Origin of the sequence: Caballeronia sp. NCF2 (genome assembly GCF_023631205.1) — a bacterium.
GTDB classification, from domain to species: domain Bacteria; phylum Pseudomonadota; class Gammaproteobacteria; order Burkholderiales; family Burkholderiaceae; genus Caballeronia; species Caballeronia zhejiangensis.
Window position 1 is genome coordinate 226403 of the sequence record NZ_JALQDN010000054.1, and the last position, 17333, is coordinate 243735.

Consider the following 17333-nt stretch of genomic DNA (forward strand, 5'->3'; position numbering starts at 1 on the left):
TGGGCTCGCTACAACGTTTCATCACGCGCTCGAATCGCTTTCACATCAGTGGGTTATCCGGCGATCGCGCCCCGTTGTCTTTTTTCGGCTAAGGATTGGCGATTCAAAACCGCCGCCGCGATCCCAAAATGTCAGAAATATCGTGAGCGAGAGCACCGCCCGGAGTAGGGGCGAAAGGCAATTGACGTCCGATAGTGGTTGAACCATAGTCGGATAGTCGTTTCCCGCTGGCGCGCGCGCCGCGCGGACAAAGAATACGAAGGATTGCTGCCGCGGGACGCCGTTCCCGCGTACAGGCGCGACGGCTCGGCGCGCATTGGCGGCCACGCGATTTTGGCAACCTCACGCACACGTCCTTCGAGGGCTTTAGCATGACCACGCGACTGACGTTTCCCGCATCCATGTTCTCCGTCGTCTGCCAGCGGTGCGGCAGCACGGTGCGCAAGAACGCCGACAGTTGCCCCAATTGCGGCGCAGACCGAAGCGCCGCATTCGGCCAGACGCGCGAGGCCGCCTCGGGCAAATCGCGCAAGAACGTTTTCGAAGAGGCATCGGCGCCGCTCGCATCGGCGGGTGCGTCCGCATCCGGTTCTTCCGCTTCCCTCGACTCGGATGGCGCCGGGCGCGTCGAGCCGGGCATGCGCTCGCGCTGGACGGAGCGCGCGAGTGAGCGCATCGCGCAAAAGGCGGCGGAATATCGCGCGCGCCGCGCCGAGGAATCCGCACGCAACGCCTTCGCCGATTCCAGCAACGATCCCGACGCCCTGCCCGGTTCCGAGCGGTGGAACACGAAGAAGACAGTCATCGCCGGTGCATGCGGTCTCGTGTTGCTGCTCGGCGCGACGTTCTATTACCAGCTTGGCGATTCGGACGGCGGTTCGAGCACGCCATCCGCGGATCACAGCGTTTCGGGCGTGATCGACTCCAAGGTCGGTTCGCTGATGCGCGGCGCAACCGACGCGCCCGGCACGCCTGCCGCACCGGCCGCGGCGGACCGGCGCCCGTTGGCCGCCGCTCCGTCCGGCAATGCGCTGCAGGATGTGCGCGTCGCGCTGGATCAGCACGATCTCGCCACGGCCCGCGCGCGGCTCAAAATGCTTCCGCCGCAGCAACAGGCGCGCGCCGACTACGAATCGCTGAAGGACGAGCTCGTCAAGCGCGAAGCGCAGCGCGACGCCGCGCTGCAACTCGCGCGCGCCTGCGAGCGCACGTCCGCGTGGGCGTGCGTGCAGCAGAACGCGGGCGAGGCGCTCGCCCTCGACGGCAGCAACATCGAATCGCAAGCCATGCTCGAACGCGTGATTTCGCACGCGGGCTGGCTCGCGCCGACGGCAGTGGCCGCGCTCGCCAAACGCGTGCCGGGCACGGCGCCCGCCGCGGATGCCGCGAACACGGCGGCTGCCGCGCCCGCTCAACTTCCCGCGCAGGCAAACGTTGCAGCGGCGGCCGCGCAGGCCGCGAAGACGAACGGGTTTGCTCAGAAGCCCACGCCGGACAGGCGCACGGTGCAACGCAGCACCGCCGCGCGCTGGGCCGACGACGACGCTGCCTACGAATCGCGCGCGGAGAAAATCGCGCGTGGCCAGGCGGCGACCGCCGCGATCACCGCGACGACGATCAATCCGCCGCCCGCGCCGACCGTCGCCACGACGATGACGATGCCCACGCCCGCGCCGCAAGCGGCCACGCAACCGACGCCCCAACCGACGCCCCTGCCGACGCCCCTGGCGACGCCACAACCGGCCACGACACAAGCCGCCGTGCCCGCGCCGTCGCAACCGGCCGCTGCGAAGGCCGCTCCGCCGCCCGTCACGCAAGCGGCGCGCGCGCCCTATTATCTCGGCGAAGAAAGCGCCCAGCCTTCCGCCGCGAATTCGCGTGCCGCGAACCCGCGCGCGCCCTATTACATCGGCGACGAGCCGCCGCAGCAAGCCGCTCGTCCGGCCAATCCGCGCGGCGCGTATTACCTGGGCGAAGATCCGCCGCAGCCGTCCGCGCCCCCGACGCGCACCGCCGTGCCGCATCCACCGCAATCGGGCAATCAGAGCAGCGCGCTCCCGCCATCGACGGCGACGATGCAAGCAGCCGTGCCCCGTCCGCCCGCGGCCGTCGCACAAGCCGTCGCCCAGCCCGTCGTGCAGACGAACGTCGCGACGCGCAGCACGCAGGCCGCGGCCACGACCGGCGCGTCGCCGCAGTTCGCCACGGTGCCGGCCGGCTCGCATGTCGACTCCGACAAGTCCGAGGAACTCGAACGCGCCATCAAGCAATACGGCTGGAGCGGCGGCGATTCGGCCTCGAAGCCGCCGTCGCGCTGAAAACGGCAAAAAAACGCAAAAAAACGCACAAGAACGACGCAAGAACGACGCAACTACAAGAACACGCAGAGACAACACCGACGCACCGCAAGCACGCGCCGCGCATCTTCGCGCCGGGCCGCATGCGAGTGCCCGCGCATGAGCAGATTGCGCGCGACGCGGACGATTCCCGCATCGTGCGAGTTTCAAAAAGCACCCGTCCAACTCCGACTAAGGGTCAATCATGTTCACCACGAAATACATGCGCAACGCCGCACGGGGCGCGCTGACGCTTCTCGCCATCGCCGGGATGATCGGCGCGGGATCGAGCTTCGCCGCCGATCCGATTCCCTACAAGATCACGACGGGCCAGGAACGCGGCACGTATATCCAGATCGGACAGGACTTGTCGAAGTACGTCGCCGAGCCGGCCGGCATCGAACTGGAAGTGCTGCCGTCGAAAGGGTCGGCGGAGAACGTGCAGCGCATGCGCTACGAGCCCGGCGTGAAGTTCGCGCTGGTGCAGTCGGACGTGTATCAGGCGTACATGGACATGGCGACCTCGGGCAATGCGGACGCGGGCAAGATCATCAAGCCGCTGCGGCTCATCATGCCGCTCTACGACGAAGAGATTTACTTCGTCACGCGCGCGGACTCGCCGATGAAGTACATCCACGAGATCAAGGGCAAGAACATCAGCGTCGGGCCGATCGGCAGCGGCACGGCGCAATCGGCGGAGACGCTGTATCGGCTGATGTTCGGCGAACCGATCGCCGAAGCCAACGAGCAGCATCTCAACAACGAGGATTCGCTCGCGCGGCTGATCGTCGGGAAGATCGACGTGGCGGTGATCGTCGCGGGGCAGCCGGCGAAGCTCTTTCAGGACATGAATCCGGAGCTGCTCAAGCAGATCAGGCTGCTGCGCCTCGATCCGAACGCGCAGGAAACCGCGCGCGCGAAGCAGACCTATTTCCCGGCGACGATCCGCACGACGAGTTATCCGAACTGGATTCAGGAAGACACGCCGACGCTCACCGTGAAGGCGTTTCTCGTGACCTACGATTACGGTTTGCGCGGCACGGTCGGCGCGCTGTCGAAATTCGCCGATTCGCTGTGCTCGAACTTCGACACGCTGCAGGCGAACGGCCATCCGAAGTGGAAGCAGGTGCATCTCGAACTGCCGCCGCTCACGAAGGGCTGGAAATACTATCCGCCGATGGAAAAGCACTTGCGCGCGTGCATCGCGCAGCGCACGGCGGCCGCCGAGCAAGCGCAGAATCCGACGCGCAAGGTCGCGACGCGCGACGCCGACGCGGCCGCGCAAAAGCCGAAAAAAGCGGCGTGTTCCGCGCAGGAAAAGCTGCTGTTGTTGTGCGATCAGTGACGCCGCGAAGCTAGCGGACGAGCGTCGGCATGAGCGCGGCGAGGCGCGTCGCGCCGCGCTCGATCGCCGTGACGTGCGTCCCGCCGTAGCCGAGCAGCACGCCTTGCTGCGCCGGCTCGCCCGCGTAGAACGCGCGTATGCCGTACAGCCCGACCGATACGGCGCGCGCCGCCGCGACGACCTCGTCTTCCCGCACCGAACCGGCGAGCCGCGCGACGAGATGGATGCCCGCCGTCGCGGGCAGCGGCTCGAACCAAGGCGCGAGCTCGCCTTGCAGACGTTCGATCAACAGCGCGCGGCGTTCCGCGTACGCCTTGTGCATGCGGCGCAGATGCTTCGCGTATTCGCCATCGAGCATGAACGCGCCGAGCGCGGTTTGCGTCAGCATGCAGCTGTGCCAGTCGCAAATCTGCTTTGCGTTCCAGAGCGGTTCGGAGAGTGTCGCGGGCGGCACGACGTAGCCGAGCCGCAGATCGGGAAAGAGCGTCTTCGAAAACGTGCCGACATACGCGACGAGTCCCGCGCGATCGAGACTCTTCAGCGATTCCACCGGCCGCCCTTCGAAGCGGAATTCGCCGTCGTAGTCGTCCTCGACGATCACCGCGCCGCGCTTGCCCGCCCATTCGAGCAACTCGACGCGCCGCTCGAGGCTCATCGGCATGCCGAGCGGAAACTGATGCGACGGCGTGACGTAGACGAGCCGCGTGTTGCGCGGCAGCTTTCTCACGACGATGCCCTCGCCATCGACCGGCACATGCGCGATGCGCGCGCCGAGCGCCGCGAAAAGCGCCCGCGCCGGCGGATAACCCGGCTCTTCGACCGCGACGACATCGCCCGGCTGGATCGTCACGCGCGCGAGCAGATCGAGCGCCTGTTGCGCGCCCTGCGTGACGATCACGTCCTGCCAGTTGCAGACGACCGCGCGGCTGAACGCGAGATAACGCGCGATGCCGAGCCGCAACGCCTGCTCGCCGCCCGGATCGCGATAACCCGCGACGCCGCCGCCCGCGCGCGCCTGCGTGCGCAGTGCCTGATTCAGGCAGCGTCGCCAGGCGTCGTAGGGAAAGAGCGATTTGTCGGTTACGCCGCCCTTGAAATCGCAGTCGAGCGTTTCGTCGGCGGGCGGCATCGGCATCGCCATGCGCTCGGGCATCTTGCGCCAGATGCCGGTGGCGCGGGCGCGGGCCGATACGGGTTCGGTGCGCGCGGTCGGCAGGCGCGTGAGCCCTTCAGCGACAAACGTGCCGTCGCCGGCGCGCGTGCGCAAGAAGCCTTCCGCGATCAGCCGCTCGAAGACATCGAGCGTGGTCTTGCGCGAGACGCCGAGCTGCGCGGCGAGATCGCGGGTGGACGGCAGGCGCGCGTTCGCGGCGAGCCGCCCTTCGATGATGCCCGCGCGTAGCTGGCCGTAGATCTGGCCGGTCAGGTCGCGGCGGCCGTGCAGGGTGATGTGGATGTCCAAGGGTGCTGGCGACCGACGCGGCTACAGTTGATAGGGCATCCGCACGCCCGGATCGTCGGGCGGGAAGTCCTTCGAGTTGCGCGAAACGAGCAGCGCATTCACCGATTGCGCCGACGCCCACACGATCGCATCCGGCAACTTGATGCGCGATTTCCTGCGAATTCCGATTGCGAGGTTCGCGACGGCCGAATCGAGCGGCACGAGATCGAAGGTGGACAGCCAGGCGCGCAGCGACGCTTCACTGTCGGGTTTGGCGCCCTCTAGAACTTCCATGAGCGTGATGATGCTGATCGACCGCTCTTCGTAACGCTCGATCTCCTTGCGTGCCGCATCGATTCCCAACAGGTAATCGATCAGGATGTTCGTGTCGAAAAGCGCTCTTACCATTCTTCGCGCAGCTCCCGCTGATACTGCAATCCATCGATCTTTCGCTCTTGCCATAAGCCGAACACATCGACGGCAGAACGGCGCTTGTTGCTCGCGACGTACGCGCTGATCGCGTCCCGAATGACCGCGGCTCGCGGGCGCTGCTGCTCTTCGCCGATCGCGGCGAGTTCGTCTATCTGTTCGTCGGGCAAATCGATCAAGATCCTTCCCATGGATACCTCGCTATACGATATACATATGGTATATCACCATAGCCCATTTATTCGCCTGCGCTGAAAATCGACTGACACAAAGTCACGCCTTGCTCGCTCAACCCCGCGCTGCCCGTCCCATCCTCGTTCATCCGCACCTCGACAAATCCCGCTTCCTCGAGCCCGGTCAATTGCCGACGCAACGCGCTCATCGGCAAACCGGACTGCTTCGCCAATTTCGCGAGCGACCACGCGCGTTCCGGGGTTTCCGTGTGTGCGCGCCAAAGCTGTGTCAGCACGGCGACGAGCGCCGGATCGATGTCATCGTTCATGCGCGAATCCCCATAGTGATCTCCCTGCCCGCGAGTTCGCCGAGCCGCCGCAACGCGGCCTCGCTCTGCGCGGTCCACGGATAACTGTAGTTCAGCCGGATGAAATGGCTAAAGGCGTTGCGCGTGGAGAACATGTAGCCCGGTCCGACCGTGATGCCGCTGTCGAGCGCGGCGCGATAGAGCCGCATCGAATCGACGCGCTCCGGCAATTCCACCCATAGCACATAGCCGCCCTGCGGCGCCGATGTGCGCGTGCCCGCCGGAAAGAAGCGCTCGACCATCGCGCTCATGATGCGCGACTGCTGCCGATACAGCTTGCGCACGCGCCGCAGATGCCGGTCGTAGCCGTCCTGCCGCAGATAATCCGCGATCGCGACCTGCGGCACCGATGGCGTCGTCAACGTGTTCAGAAACTTGAGCTTCTCGACTTGCGCCCGATACCGTCCCGGCATCGCCCAGCCGATCCGGTACGACGCCGTCAGACTCTTCGAAAACGACGCGCAATGCAGCACGAGCCCTTTTGTATCGAAGTTCTTGAGCGTCGACGGGCGCGCATCGCCGTAATAAAGCTCGTGATAGACATCGTTTTCGATGACCGGAATATCGTGCGCGGACAGCAATTCGACGAGCCGGCGCTTGCGCTCGTCCGGCATCTGGAAGCCGAGCGGATTCTGGAAGTTCGGCATCACCATGCACGCGGCGATCTTTCTTCGTCCGATGATCCGCGCCAGAGCGTCGATGTCGATGCCTTCCGCCGGATGCGTCGGCACTTCGATCGCGCGCATCCCGAGACGCTCGATCGCGTGCAGCATCGCGTAGTAAGTCGGCGATTCGACGGCCACCGTGTCGCCGGGCTGCGCGACGGCCTGCAGGCTCAGGTTGATCGCCTCAGTCGCACCGACCGTGATGACGATCTCCTCCGGATCGACCGGCACGCCGTTTTCGGCATAACGCCGCGCGATCTGGCGAATCAGCTCGGGATTGCCGGGCGGCAGATCGTCGATGAGATTCCAACTCGCCTGCCGCCGCGCGATCGCGTTCGCGTACTGGTTGATGCGCCGCCACGGAAACGGCTCGGGATCGGGATACGGCGAGCCGAACGGCACGGCGTCGTGAGCGCGGATGCTGCGCAACGTCGAAAGCACGAGCCGGCTCACATCGACTTCCGATGCCGTCGCGATCACGCGCGTCGGCTGACTGTGCGCCGCGCCCGCCTGCGGTTTTGCGCGCACGAAATAGCCGGACTGCGGACGCGTCTCCAGAATCCCGCGGCTTTCCAGGATCGCGTACGCATGCAGCACCGTCTTGATGCTCACGCCGTGCTGCTGGCTCGCCTGCCGCACCGACGCGATCTTCTCGCCGGGCGTGAACACGCCGCGCCGCACGGCTTCCTCGATTTCATCGGCGAGCTTTTCGTAGAGTTTCAACTGGATTTCGTTCTGAAGCGGCAATGCGTCAAGTCTAGGGCAAATCGACGCAACTGTACTCCTTCTATTTCGCATTTTCTGTGCGCCGCGCGCGATTCGGAACACAGTACGCTTCCGACATCGCAAGCCAAAAAGCATCATCCGACAAGCCATGTTCAAGAAGCCCGAAGAACGCATCGAACCCTATACGCATCCCGCCGCCGGCTGGGGCGCGCTGAAGCAGGTCGCCATCAATCTCGTCAAGGAGAAGGTGGCGGGTGGCAACTACAAGACGCTCTTCAAGCAGAATCAGCCGGACGGCTTCGATTGCCCCGGCTGCGCGTGGCCCGACCGCGAGCACGGCTCGACCTTCGAATTCTGCGAGAACGGCGTCAAGGCCGTCGCCGCCGAAGCGACGAGCAAGCGCGTGACGCCCGCGTTCTTCGAGGAGCACACGGTTTCGTCGCTGATGACGCAGAGCGATTACGAACTGGAGCAGCACGGCCGGCTGACCGATCCGCTCGTCTACGACGCAAAGCGCGACCGCTATGTGCCGATCGATTGGGACGATGCGTTCGAACTCATCGCCTCGCATCTGAAGAAACTCGACGATCCCGATCGCGCCGCGTTCTACACGTCCGGCCGTGCGAGCAACGAAGCCGCTTTTCTGTATCAATTGTTTGTGCGGATGTACGGCACGAACAATTTCCCCGATTGCTCGAACATGTGCCACGAAGCGACGAGCCGCGGCTTGCCGCATACCGTCGGCATCGGCAAGGGCACCGTCACGCTCGACGACTTCGAACACGCCGACACGCTGCTGCTCTTCGGCCAGAATCCGGCGACGAACCATCCGCGCATGCTCGGCGAGTTGCGCGAGTGCGTGAAACGCGGCGCGACCATCGTGTCGATCAATCCGCTGAAGGAGCGCGGCCTCGAACGTTTCGCGAGCCCGCAGCACACGCTCGACATGCTCTCGCCGAAGGGCGTGAAGATCAGTTCGGTGTTCATCCGCCCGAAAGTCGGCGGCGACTTCGCGCTGATCAAAGGCGTGGCGAAGCGCGTGATCGAACTCGACGACGCCGCGCGCGCGAACGGTGGCGAGCGCGTGCTCGACGTCGATTTCATCGCGGAGCACACGGTCGGCTTCGACGCCTTCGCCGACGACCTGCGCGCCGAAAGCTGGGACGCGATCATCGCGGAATCGGGCGTGGAGATGGACGATCTGCTGAATCTCGCCGACATCTACGCGAAAGGCCGCGCCGTCATCTCGACGTGGGGCATGGGCCTCACGCAGCACAAGAACTCCGTGCCGACCATTCAACTGCTTTCGAACCTGATGATGATGCGCGGGAATATCGGACGGCGCGGCGCGGGCTTATGTCCGGTGCGCGGCCATTCGAACGTGCAGGGCGACCGCACGGTCGGCATCGAGGAAAAACCGACGCAGGCGTTTCTCGACCGGCTCGGCGCGGCCTACGATTTCGAGCCGCCGCGCGAGCATGGCTACGACGTCGTCGAAACGATTCACGCGATGCTCGAAGGCAAGGTGAAGGTGTTTATCGGCCTGGGCGGAAACTTTTCGATCGCGACGCCCGACACGCCGCGCACCTGGGAAGCGATGCGCTCGTGCGATCTCACGGTGCACATCACGACGAAGCTCAACCGCAGCCATCTCGTACACGGCCGCGACGCGCTCATTCTGCCGACGCTCGGCCGCACCGAGATCGATGTTCAGAACGGCGTGCCGCAAGGCGTGTCCGTCGAGGATTCGATGAGCATGGTGCACATTTCTTACGGCATGAACAAGCCGGCCTCGGCGAATCTGCTTTCCGAAGTCGCGATCGTCGCACGCATGGCGCACGCGACGCTCGGCTCGGCCAAGGTCGACTGGCGCGCACATGAGGGCGACTACGCGCTGATCCGCGATGGCATCGAAAAAGTGCTCGACGGTTTCGAGCGCTACAACGAACGCCTGAAGCAGCCGGGCGGTTTTCATCTCGGCGTGGCCTCGCGCGATCGCGTCTGGAAGACGCCGAGCGGCAAGGCGCAGTTCATCGTGCACAGGATCGCGGTCGATACGCCGATCCACCGCGCCCGTGCGCTGTACGGCGACCGTCTCATGACGCTGATGACGACGCGTTCGCACGATCAGTACAACACGACGATCTACGGTCTCGACGATCGCTACCGCGGCGTGTACGGACAGCGGCGCGTGCTGTTCGCGAACCGCGAGGACATCGACATGCTCGGGTTCGAGCCGGGCGAACTGGTGGATATCACGAGCGTGTGGGACGACGGCATCGAGCGTCGCGTAGACGGTTTCAAGCTCGTCGAATACGACATTCCGCGTGGCTGTCTCGGTGCGTATTATCCGGAGACCAACCCGCTCGTGCCGCTGTCATCGGTTGCGGATGGCGCCGGTACGCCGACGTCGAAGTCCATTCCCGTGCTGCTGACGTCGTCCAGTCAGGCCATTGCTGCCTGAAACCGCTGCGCGACGCGATGCCGCCAAGCACGCGGCATCGCGCTCTCTCGCGCTGACGGATACGGCGTTCGAGCGCGGCGGCGCCGCTGAACCAGCGATCGGCGCATGCGCCCAGCATGGCGAGGATGCCGGCCCACGCGATCAACCCGGCGGCGAAGCTGTTGAATTCGCCGCTGAACCAGACGCCGCCGAGCATTGCGGCCGCGAACACCAGCATGACGATGGCGAACGGGGGGCAATGTTCGTGTTCGATATGAGCGCGGCCGCCAGCGCCCAAGCCCATTTGGTAGCCGCTGAGAGAATATGCGCTAATGGACTGCGCCATTTTGTCCTCCAGACTGTTATCAATTTGTGTTTCCACAAACTTACGCAGTTGGAGCGATCAGTAATACCAGACAATTCCTAACAACGCTTTCGACCTGTGGCGCTTGACTTTCGCCGAACCCCGCAAAACGCGATGCCACCGCGATTCACGCCTCATTTCGCTCCTGCGAACTCCTGAACATCGGCATCGGCTTCGCCGGCGAGCGGCACGACGCCGGACGGCCCCGTCGCATGCGGATGCAGCAACAGCGCGACGAGCCCGCTCCAGCCCGTCTGATGCGACGCGCCCACGCCGCGCCCGTTGTCGCCATGAAAATACTCGTGAAAGAGCACGAGATCGCGCGAACGCGGATCGGCCTGTAGCAGCGGATAGGCAGCCATCACCGGACGCTCGCCGTTCTTGTCGAGCAGAAAGAGCGTGGTCACGCGGCGCGCGAGTTCGTCGGCGATTTGCGCGAGCGAAAACTTCTGTCCCGAGCCCGTCGGATATTCGACGCGAAAATCGTCGCCGTAATAGCGATGAAACTCGTGGATCGATTCGATCAGCAGATAGTTGACCGGCATCCACACCGGACCGCGCCAGTTCGAATTGCCGCCGAACACGCGCGAGTCGGATTCCGCCGGAAGATACTGGATGCCGAAGCTTTCGCTGTTGTGATAGAAGACGAACGGGTTATCGAGATGCACGCGTGACAGCGCGCGCACGCCGTGATCGGAAAGGAATTCGGTTTCGTCGAGCATGCGCCTGAGCAGCGCCTTCATGCGATGCCCGCGCAACAGCGACAGCAGCACGCTGTTGCCCTGACCCGCCACGTTCCAGCGCGACACGAGCCTCGAAAGATCCGTTCGATGTTCGAGAAACCAGTGCAGCCGTTCGCGCAATTCCGGCAGCGAGCGATACACCTTCGGCTCCAGCACATGCACGGCGAAAAGCGGAATCAGCCCGACGATGGACCGCACGCGCATCGGCACATTGGTTCCGTCGGGCAGGCGCAGCTTGTCGTAGAAGAACTCGTCCTCGCTGTCCCAGAGACCGGTGTCGCAATCGTCCTCGCAGCTCACCGCTTCCGCGATATACAGGAAGTGCTCGAAGAACTTCACGGCGATATCGACGAACACCTTGTTCGCGTATGCGAGCTCGAGCGCGATACGCATCAGATCGAGCGCGTACGCGGCCATCCATGCGGTGCCGTCGGCCTGATCGATGTGGCCGCCCGTCGGCAGCGGCGACGAGCGATCGAAGATGCCCACGTTGTCCAGGCCGAGAAAGCCGCCCTGGAAAATGTTCTTGCCGTCGGCATCCTTGCGATTCACCCACCATGAGAAGTTGAGCAGCAGCTTGTGGAACACGAGTTCCAGAAAATCGCGATCGCCCTTGCCGGTGATCGCGCGGTCGATCTCGTAGACGCGCCACGTCGCCCACGCGTGCACGGGCGGATTGGCATCGCCGAAAGCCCATTCGTACGCGGGCAATTGACCGTTCGGATGCTGATAGCGGTCCTTCACGAGCAATAGCAACTGACGTTTCGCGAACTCCGGATCGATGAGCGCGAACGCCGCCGCATGAAACGCGAGGTCCCACGACGCGTACCACGGATATTCCCACTTGTCCGGCATCGACACGATGTCCGCGTTGCACAGATGCCGCCAGTCCGAATCGCGTCCGGTGCGCCGCTGCTTCGGCGGCTTCGGCTGAAGCGGATCGCCGTCGAGCCAGCGCGTCACATCGAACTGATAGTACTGCTTCGACCACAGCATGCCGGCGAGTGCCTGGCGTTGCACGAGCCGCTGATCGGCATCGGCGATATCGTGCTGCAGCGCGCCGTAAAACTCGTCGGCTTCCGCGATGCGTCGCGCGAAGAGACCATCGACGTCGAGCGGCACGGCGTCCGGCGCGGACTCGGGCCGCCAGCGCAGATACACGACCGCCTTGCCGAGCGGCTCCAGTTCGAGATGCGCGTGCGCGGCCGCGCGCGTGCCCTTGTCGCGGCGAATCGCGTCTTCGTCGCCTTGCAGGATGTAATCGTTGAAGCCGTCCTTGAACGGTCCCGTGCCTTCCATGTGGAAGAGACGCCTGACGTTGGTCTCGTTCTCGCAGAAGAGCCATTCCATCGCGCTCGCGTCCGGCGACCACGCGGTGACGACCATCGGTTCGTGCGCGCCCTGTTCGGCGAGCACGTAGGTGCCTTCGCCCTGCACCGTTTCCACCTTCAGCGAGGGCTTGATCGGCGTCGGCTTCCACGACCAGGTATTGCGCGCCCAGATTTGCGGCAGCACGTCGAGCGCGGCCCGCACGTCGCTGCGATTCTCGATCGTCACGCGCATCACGATGTCGTCCGGCGTGTGCTTCGCGTATTCGACCTGCACGTCGAAGTAACGCGCGTCGTCGAACACGCCCGTGTCGAGCACTTCGTATTCGGGCATGTCGGCGCCGCGCCGCGCGTTTTCATCGACGAGATCGGCATACGGATACGCCGCATGCGGATACTTGTAGAGCATGCGCATGTAGGAATGCGTCGGCGTGCCGTCGATGTAGAAGTACAGTTCCTTCACGTCCTCGCCGTGATTGCCTTCCTGGTTCGTCAGACCGAAGAGCCGCTCCTTGATGATCGGATCGCAGCCGTTCCAGAGCGCGAGCGAGATGCACCAGTTGAGTTTGTCGTCGCCGAAACCGGCGATACCGTCCTCGCCCCAGCGATACGCGCGGCTGCGCGCATGATCGTGCGGAAAGTATTCCCACGCGGTGCCGAATTCGCTGTAGTCCTCGCGCACGGTGCCCCATTGGCGTTCGCTCAGATACGGTCCCCAGCGCTGCCAGCGTGGGCAGTCCTTCGAATGGAGCCTCAGGCCCTCGACGGTTTCGAGCTGGTTGACGGGGCGCGATTTCGACATGGGCGACTCCTCGATGGCGGCGTGCTGAACGACGGGCAAGTCTCGTAATTTAGCGCGTTTTGACGCCGGCCCGCGCGCGCCGCGCTAGGTTGCGCCGAGCAGCTTTTCGATGCGCAGGAGCTCCGCGAGCGACCACGCCTGAAACGGCGTCCCGCCGGGCGTGTGCGGCGCATCGGCATCGGCGACTTCGCTGACGTGATCGAGACCGTAGCGATCGAGATGCGCGTAGAGCGGCGTCAGAAAACGCTCGCGCGCGCCCGCCGCGCCGTGCACGCGCACCCACGCCTCGACGAACGGGCCGATCAGCCACGGCCAGACGGTGCCCTGGTGATACGCGCCATCGCGATCCAGCACGCCGCCCGCGTAGTTCGCCCTGTAGGCCGGATCGGACGGCGCGAGCGTGCGCAAACCGGGCGGCGTGAGAAGTTGCGTTTCGACCTGATCGACGACCGCGCGCGCGATATCGCCATCGACGAGCGGAAACGGCAAGCCGCCGACCGCGAAGATCTGATTCGGGCGAATCGATCGATCGACGCGACCGGGTTCGTGATCGACGTCGACGACATCGAAGAGCGTATGCGTGTCCGGATCGACGAAGCGCGCGGCGAACGACAACTGCGCCTGATCGCGCAACGCCTGCCAGCGCGGATTCCACGCGCTCGCGATCGTGAGCGCGTTGATCCACAGCGCCTGCACCTCTACCGGCTTGCCGATACGCGGCGTCACGACCCAGTCGCCTGCCTTCGCGTCCATCCATGTGAGCTGGACGCCGGGCACGCCCGCGCGCAGCAGACCGTCCACATCGGCGGCGATGCGAAAGCGCGTGCCGCGCGAATAGCCGTCGAGAATCGCATCGACGGCGCTTTGCAGGCGGCTTGTCGTCGCCGCGTGCGCGTGCCCCGTCGCCAGATAATCGTGCACGGCGACGACGAACCACAGCGAGGCATCGACGGAGTTGTATTCGGGCAGGCCGCCGCTGTCCGGAAAGCGGTTCGGCACCATGCCTTCGGAAATCGTATCGGCCCATTCGAGCAGGATCGATTCCGCTTCCTGATGCCGGCCGGACACGAGCAGGAGGCCGCGCATCGAGATGAAGGTGTCGCGGCCCCAGTCGGTGAACCACGGAAAGCCCGCGATGATCGTTTTGCCGACATTGCGCGTGACGACGTACGCATCGGCGCTGCGCGCGAGCCGCGAGCCGAACGCCGCGCGCCGTTCCTTTTCCCGCGAGGCGAGATGCGATGCGTGCGCGAGCGCGCTGTCTTCGAACGGCTTGTCGTGGCCGGCGTGCGCGTGGAGGATCATCACGGCTTCGCCGCGCGCGAGATCGAAGCTGAAGATGCCGGGCGTCGCGAGGTCTTCGGTGAAATCGAGTCCGCGCTCGCGTTCGCGCACGTAGCAGAAGTTGCGATACCAGTCGGGGGCGTGATCGTAAGCGCCGTTCGACGTGACGCAAATCGTCGGCAAATCGCCATACGGCTGCCATTGCACGCGCTCGCCTTCCAGTGTGGCATCGAAGGAAAATGCCGCGTTTTCGTGGTGCAGCGCGTGGTAGTCGCGGCCTGAGAGCAGCGGGCGGACTTCCAACTTGGCCGCTTTCGATGCGCCCTCGAGACGCCAGCGCAGGACGGTTTGGCGGGCTTCCTTTGCAACGAACGCTTCTGCGACGATGATCGTTGCGTCGTCGTGACCGATGCGGTAGCGCCATGTGGGCCACGGATCTGTATCGAATGAAAGGAGGCTTGCCGTCGTGTCGGGATAGAGGATGTCGGGGGCGTAGCGCTGCATCGTCAGAGGGATACGCGCGTTGCCCGTTTCGAGCCATGCTTCCATGCCGTTGATGAGCACGACACGGCCAGCGGGCGGTTGAGTCGCCGTCAGCAGCAGCGCTTGGTAGCGACGTGTGCGCATCGTGCCGACCGTGCCGGAGGCGAAACCGCCGTAAGCATCGGGTTCGAGCCATTCGTCTTCCAGACGCGCAGCGTCGATCGGCGATTCATCGGTGCGTTCGATGCGTGTCATGGTTTTGTTTTTTTTGCTGGATTGCGTGTTCGTGGCGGCTCGGGGTTTCGCCGGATCCCGGTTTCGTGGCGGCTCGGGGTTTCGCCGGATCCCGCTTTCGTGGCGGCTCGGGGTTTCGCCGGATCCCGCTTTCGTGGCAGCTCGGGGTTTCGCCGGATCCCGCTTTCGTGGCAGCTCGGGGTTTCGCCGGATCCCGCTTTCGTGTCGGTCTATTAGCACTGCCCCTGTGCGGGGCGGCAGTCACTTTCTTTGCTGCTGCAAAGAAAGTAACCAAAGAAAGCAGCTCCCGATACGCCCGCGGTCACACGCAATTTGGGTAGTCCTCTCGTCCATCGTGGGCTGCCTAAAGAGTGCCCTCATCACAATCACCGGGCTTGGCTCGCGCACGGTCTGACTAGCTAGTAGTTACAACGCGCGGGTCCAGCAATCATACATCCGGCACAGCGCTACGCGCTGCCGCCCGGTATGCGAGGGAAACCAACGTGCGGCGATTGCAGTGAGATGGAGACGTTAGTAGAGAAGCACATGCATCCCCGATGGACCGGTCGGCCGCGAAGCGGGCTGGAGCTATTTGGTGCTGAACCAGTTTGGTGTGTGGTGCGATGGTTCAGACCGTGCGCGAGCCAAGCCCGATGGGGCCTATGAGGGCACTCTTTAGGCAGCCCACGATCGACGAGAGGACTACCCAAATTGCGTGTGACCGCGGGCGTATCAGTAGCTGCTTTCTTTGCTTACTTTCTTTGCAGCAGCAAAGAAAGTAAGTGCCGCCCCGCACAGGGGCAACGCTAATAGACCGACGCGAATACGGGATCCGGCGAAACCCCGACCCGACACAATCACGGGATCCAGCGAAGAAACAAAATCAACCAAGAACCACACTCACAGCGTGAATCAAAATCCCGACGGCGCCTCCCACAAGCGTCCCATTCACGCGAATGAACTGCAAATCCCGCCCAATATTAAGCTCAACATCCCTGACGAGCGTCGCATCGTCCCACTGCTTGACGGTGGCGGCAATATGCTTCGCGATGCCATCGCGCAACTCCGGCGCAAGCGCCTTCAAAGCATCGCGCATATGCTCGTTAATCGACTCGCGTAATGCCGGATCGCTGCCGAGCGCCTCGGCAAAACCGCCCGCCATCGCGACGACCTTCGCATGCAGCGCCGAATCCGGCCGCTTGATATCCGCATCGAGCCACGCGATGAACTCGTCCCACAGCCCGTTCACGTATGCCCGCAACTCGGGCCGCTCCAGCCACTCACGCTTGTGCTCGTCGATGCGCGCCTTGAACGCCGGATCCGTCTTCAACCGCTCGACAAACCGCTCCACAGCCGCATCGAAAGCCTTGCGACGTTCGTGCTCGGGATCGCTGCTTACATCGTGCAGCCATTGATTCGCGCCGCGCACGAGACCGGCCGCAAACTTGTTGCCAAGGTCTTCAGCATTCAGTCCGACGAATCCCAGCATACCGACGAGCTTCGGATACTCCTCGCCCGCCACCGCGACGATGCGCGTCGCGAGCATCTCCTGCACTTCGGGCTTGTCGAGCCACCCGGCCAGTTGCTTCAGGCCCTCATCGAGCAGCAACTGATGACGCCGGTCCGATATCAGCGTCGACAGCACGCTTCCCGTCGCGCTCGCCAGATCGAACGACTCCGCGCGACGGCGCAGCGTCTCGTAGAGCATCGACTTCACGCGCTCGTCATCGACGAAAGACAGCAGTTGCCCGACCGCGCCCACGGCCTTCTTGCCGAGCAACTCGGCATTGGCAGGCTCGGCCAGCCACATCGACAGACGGCTCGCCGGATCGAACGCATTCACGCGCGCGACGAGCGCATCGGTGCCGAGAAAACGGTCGCGAACGAACACGGCCAGGTTGTCCGCGACGCGCGCCTTGTTCGCGGGCAGGATCGCGGTGTGCGGAATCGGCACGCCAAGCGGATGCCGAAACAGCGCGACCACCGCGAACCAGTCGGCGAGCGCGCCGACCATCGCGGCTTCCGCGAACGACGACACCCACGCCCACGCGCCCGCATCGTGCTGGCTTTTCGCGAGCGCGAACAAGGCGCCGGCCGCGACGAGCAGCCCGGCGGCGAACCATTTCATTCTTCTCAGCGCGACGGCTTTGTCCTGCGTTTCCATCTATG

Annotated in this window: 12 protein-coding genes; 4 read left to right on the forward strand and 8 right to left on the reverse strand. The window is 64.4% G+C overall.

What is annotated here, in order from left to right:
- Nucleotides 1-371 precede the first annotated feature (371 nt).
- Together NCS02_RS18730 and NCS02_RS18735 are read left to right on the forward strand one after the other, a co-directional pair.
- A complete protein-coding gene (locus NCS02_RS18730) occupies nucleotides 372-2318 on the forward strand; it encodes a zinc ribbon domain-containing protein (protein WP_250503077.1) in 1947 nt (648 codons plus the stop codon).
- 223 nt (nucleotides 2319-2541) lie between these two features.
- A complete protein-coding gene (locus tag NCS02_RS18735; RefSeq protein WP_008352958.1) occupies nucleotides 2542-3681 on the forward strand; it encodes a TAXI family TRAP transporter solute-binding subunit in 1140 nt (379 codons plus the stop codon).
- Between the two features lie 10 nt (nucleotides 3682-3691).
- On the opposite strand, the gene pdxR is transcribed toward NCS02_RS18735, so the two are convergent.
- From pdxR to NCS02_RS18760, 5 genes are read right to left on the reverse strand one after another with little or no spacing between them, the layout of a single operon-like run.
- Nucleotides 3692-5143, reverse strand: coding sequence for a MocR-like pyridoxine biosynthesis transcription factor PdxR (gene pdxR / locus NCS02_RS18740; protein WP_250503078.1), 1452 nt, complete (start codon nucleotides 5141-5143; stop codon nucleotides 3692-3694).
- 21 nt (nucleotides 5144-5164) lie between these two features.
- The gene (locus NCS02_RS18745; RefSeq protein ID WP_008352955.1) at nucleotides 5165-5530 is read right to left on the reverse strand and encodes a type II toxin-antitoxin system VapC family toxin; all 366 of its coding nucleotides are present in this window, start codon (nucleotides 5528-5530) and stop codon (nucleotides 5165-5167) included.
- Nucleotides 5524-5742 carry a ribbon-helix-helix domain-containing protein gene (locus NCS02_RS18750; RefSeq protein WP_008352954.1) on the reverse strand — a complete coding sequence of 73 codons (219 nt, stop codon included), beginning with the start codon at nucleotides 5740-5742 and terminating at the stop codon, nucleotides 5524-5526. The genes NCS02_RS18745 and NCS02_RS18750 overlap by 7 nt, the downstream gene beginning before the upstream one ends.
- 47 nt (nucleotides 5743-5789) lie before the next feature.
- On the reverse strand, nucleotides 5790-6053 hold the full coding sequence (locus NCS02_RS18755) for a helix-turn-helix domain-containing protein (RefSeq protein WP_250503079.1): 264 nt from the start codon (nucleotides 6051-6053) through the stop codon (nucleotides 5790-5792).
- Nucleotides 6050-7480, reverse strand: a complete 1431-nt coding sequence (locus tag NCS02_RS18760; protein WP_175979496.1) for an aminotransferase-like domain-containing protein — start codon at nucleotides 7478-7480, stop codon at nucleotides 6050-6052. The genes NCS02_RS18755 and NCS02_RS18760 overlap by 4 nt, the downstream gene beginning before the upstream one ends.
- A 151-nt stretch (nucleotides 7481-7631) precedes the next feature.
- Here NCS02_RS18760 and NCS02_RS18765 point away from each other — a divergent pair, with 151 nt between their 5' ends.
- Nucleotides 7632-9947, forward strand: a complete 2316-nt coding sequence (locus NCS02_RS18765) for an FdhF/YdeP family oxidoreductase (RefSeq protein WP_250503081.1) — start codon at nucleotides 7632-7634, stop codon at nucleotides 9945-9947.
- Nucleotides 9937-10353: a hypothetical protein gene (locus tag NCS02_RS18770; protein WP_250440703.1), complete on the forward strand. Its 417-nt coding sequence runs from the start codon at nucleotides 9937-9939 to the stop codon at nucleotides 10351-10353. Before NCS02_RS18765 ends, NCS02_RS18770 begins: the two co-directional genes overlap by 11 nt.
- Nucleotides 10354-10424: 71 nt before the next feature.
- On the opposite strand, the gene NCS02_RS18775 is transcribed toward NCS02_RS18770, so the two are convergent.
- The 3 genes from NCS02_RS18775 to NCS02_RS18785 form a co-directional block, all read right to left on the reverse strand.
- Nucleotides 10425-13163, reverse strand: a complete 2739-nt coding sequence (locus tag NCS02_RS18775) for an MGH1-like glycoside hydrolase domain-containing protein (protein ID WP_008352950.1) — start codon at nucleotides 13161-13163, stop codon at nucleotides 10425-10427.
- A gap of 84 nt (nucleotides 13164-13247) precedes the next feature.
- The gene (locus NCS02_RS18780; protein WP_250503082.1) at nucleotides 13248-15185 is read right to left on the reverse strand and encodes an amylo-alpha-1,6-glucosidase; all 1938 of its coding nucleotides are present in this window, start codon (nucleotides 15183-15185) and stop codon (nucleotides 13248-13250) included.
- Between the two features lie 862 nt (nucleotides 15186-16047).
- On the reverse strand, nucleotides 16048-17328 hold the full coding sequence (locus NCS02_RS18785; RefSeq protein WP_250503083.1) for a DUF445 domain-containing protein: 1281 nt from the start codon (nucleotides 17326-17328) through the stop codon (nucleotides 16048-16050).
- Between the last annotated feature and the right edge of the window lie 5 nt (nucleotides 17329-17333).

Coding starts and splice junctions, on each gene's coding strand:
- NCS02_RS18730 (WP_250503077.1), top strand. CDS start 372: ATGACCACGCGACTGACGTTTCCCGCATCCATGTTCTCCGTCGTCTGC.
- NCS02_RS18735 (WP_008352958.1), top strand. CDS start 2,542: ATGTTCACCACGAAATACATGCGCAACGCCGCACGGGGCGCGCTGACG.
- NCS02_RS18745 (WP_008352955.1), bottom strand. CDS start 5,530: ATGGTAAGAGCGCTTTTCGACACGAACATCCTGATCGATTACCTGTTG.
- NCS02_RS18750 (WP_008352954.1), bottom strand. CDS start 5,742: ATGGGAAGGATCTTGATCGATTTGCCCGACGAACAGATAGACGAACTC.
- NCS02_RS18755 (WP_250503079.1), bottom strand. CDS start 6,053: ATGAACGATGACATCGATCCGGCGCTCGTCGCCGTGCTGACACAGCTT.
- NCS02_RS18765 (WP_250503081.1), top strand. CDS start 7,632: ATGTTCAAGAAGCCCGAAGAACGCATCGAACCCTATACGCATCCCGCC.
- NCS02_RS18775 (WP_008352950.1), bottom strand. CDS start 13,163: ATGTCGAAATCGCGCCCCGTCAACCAGCTCGAAACCGTCGAGGGCCTG.
- NCS02_RS18780 (WP_250503082.1), bottom strand. CDS start 15,185: ATGACACGCATCGAACGCACCGATGAATCGCCGATCGACGCTGCGCGT.
- NCS02_RS18785 (WP_250503083.1), bottom strand. CDS start 17,328: ATGGAAACGCAGGACAAAGCCGTCGCGCTGAGAAGAATGAAATGGTTC.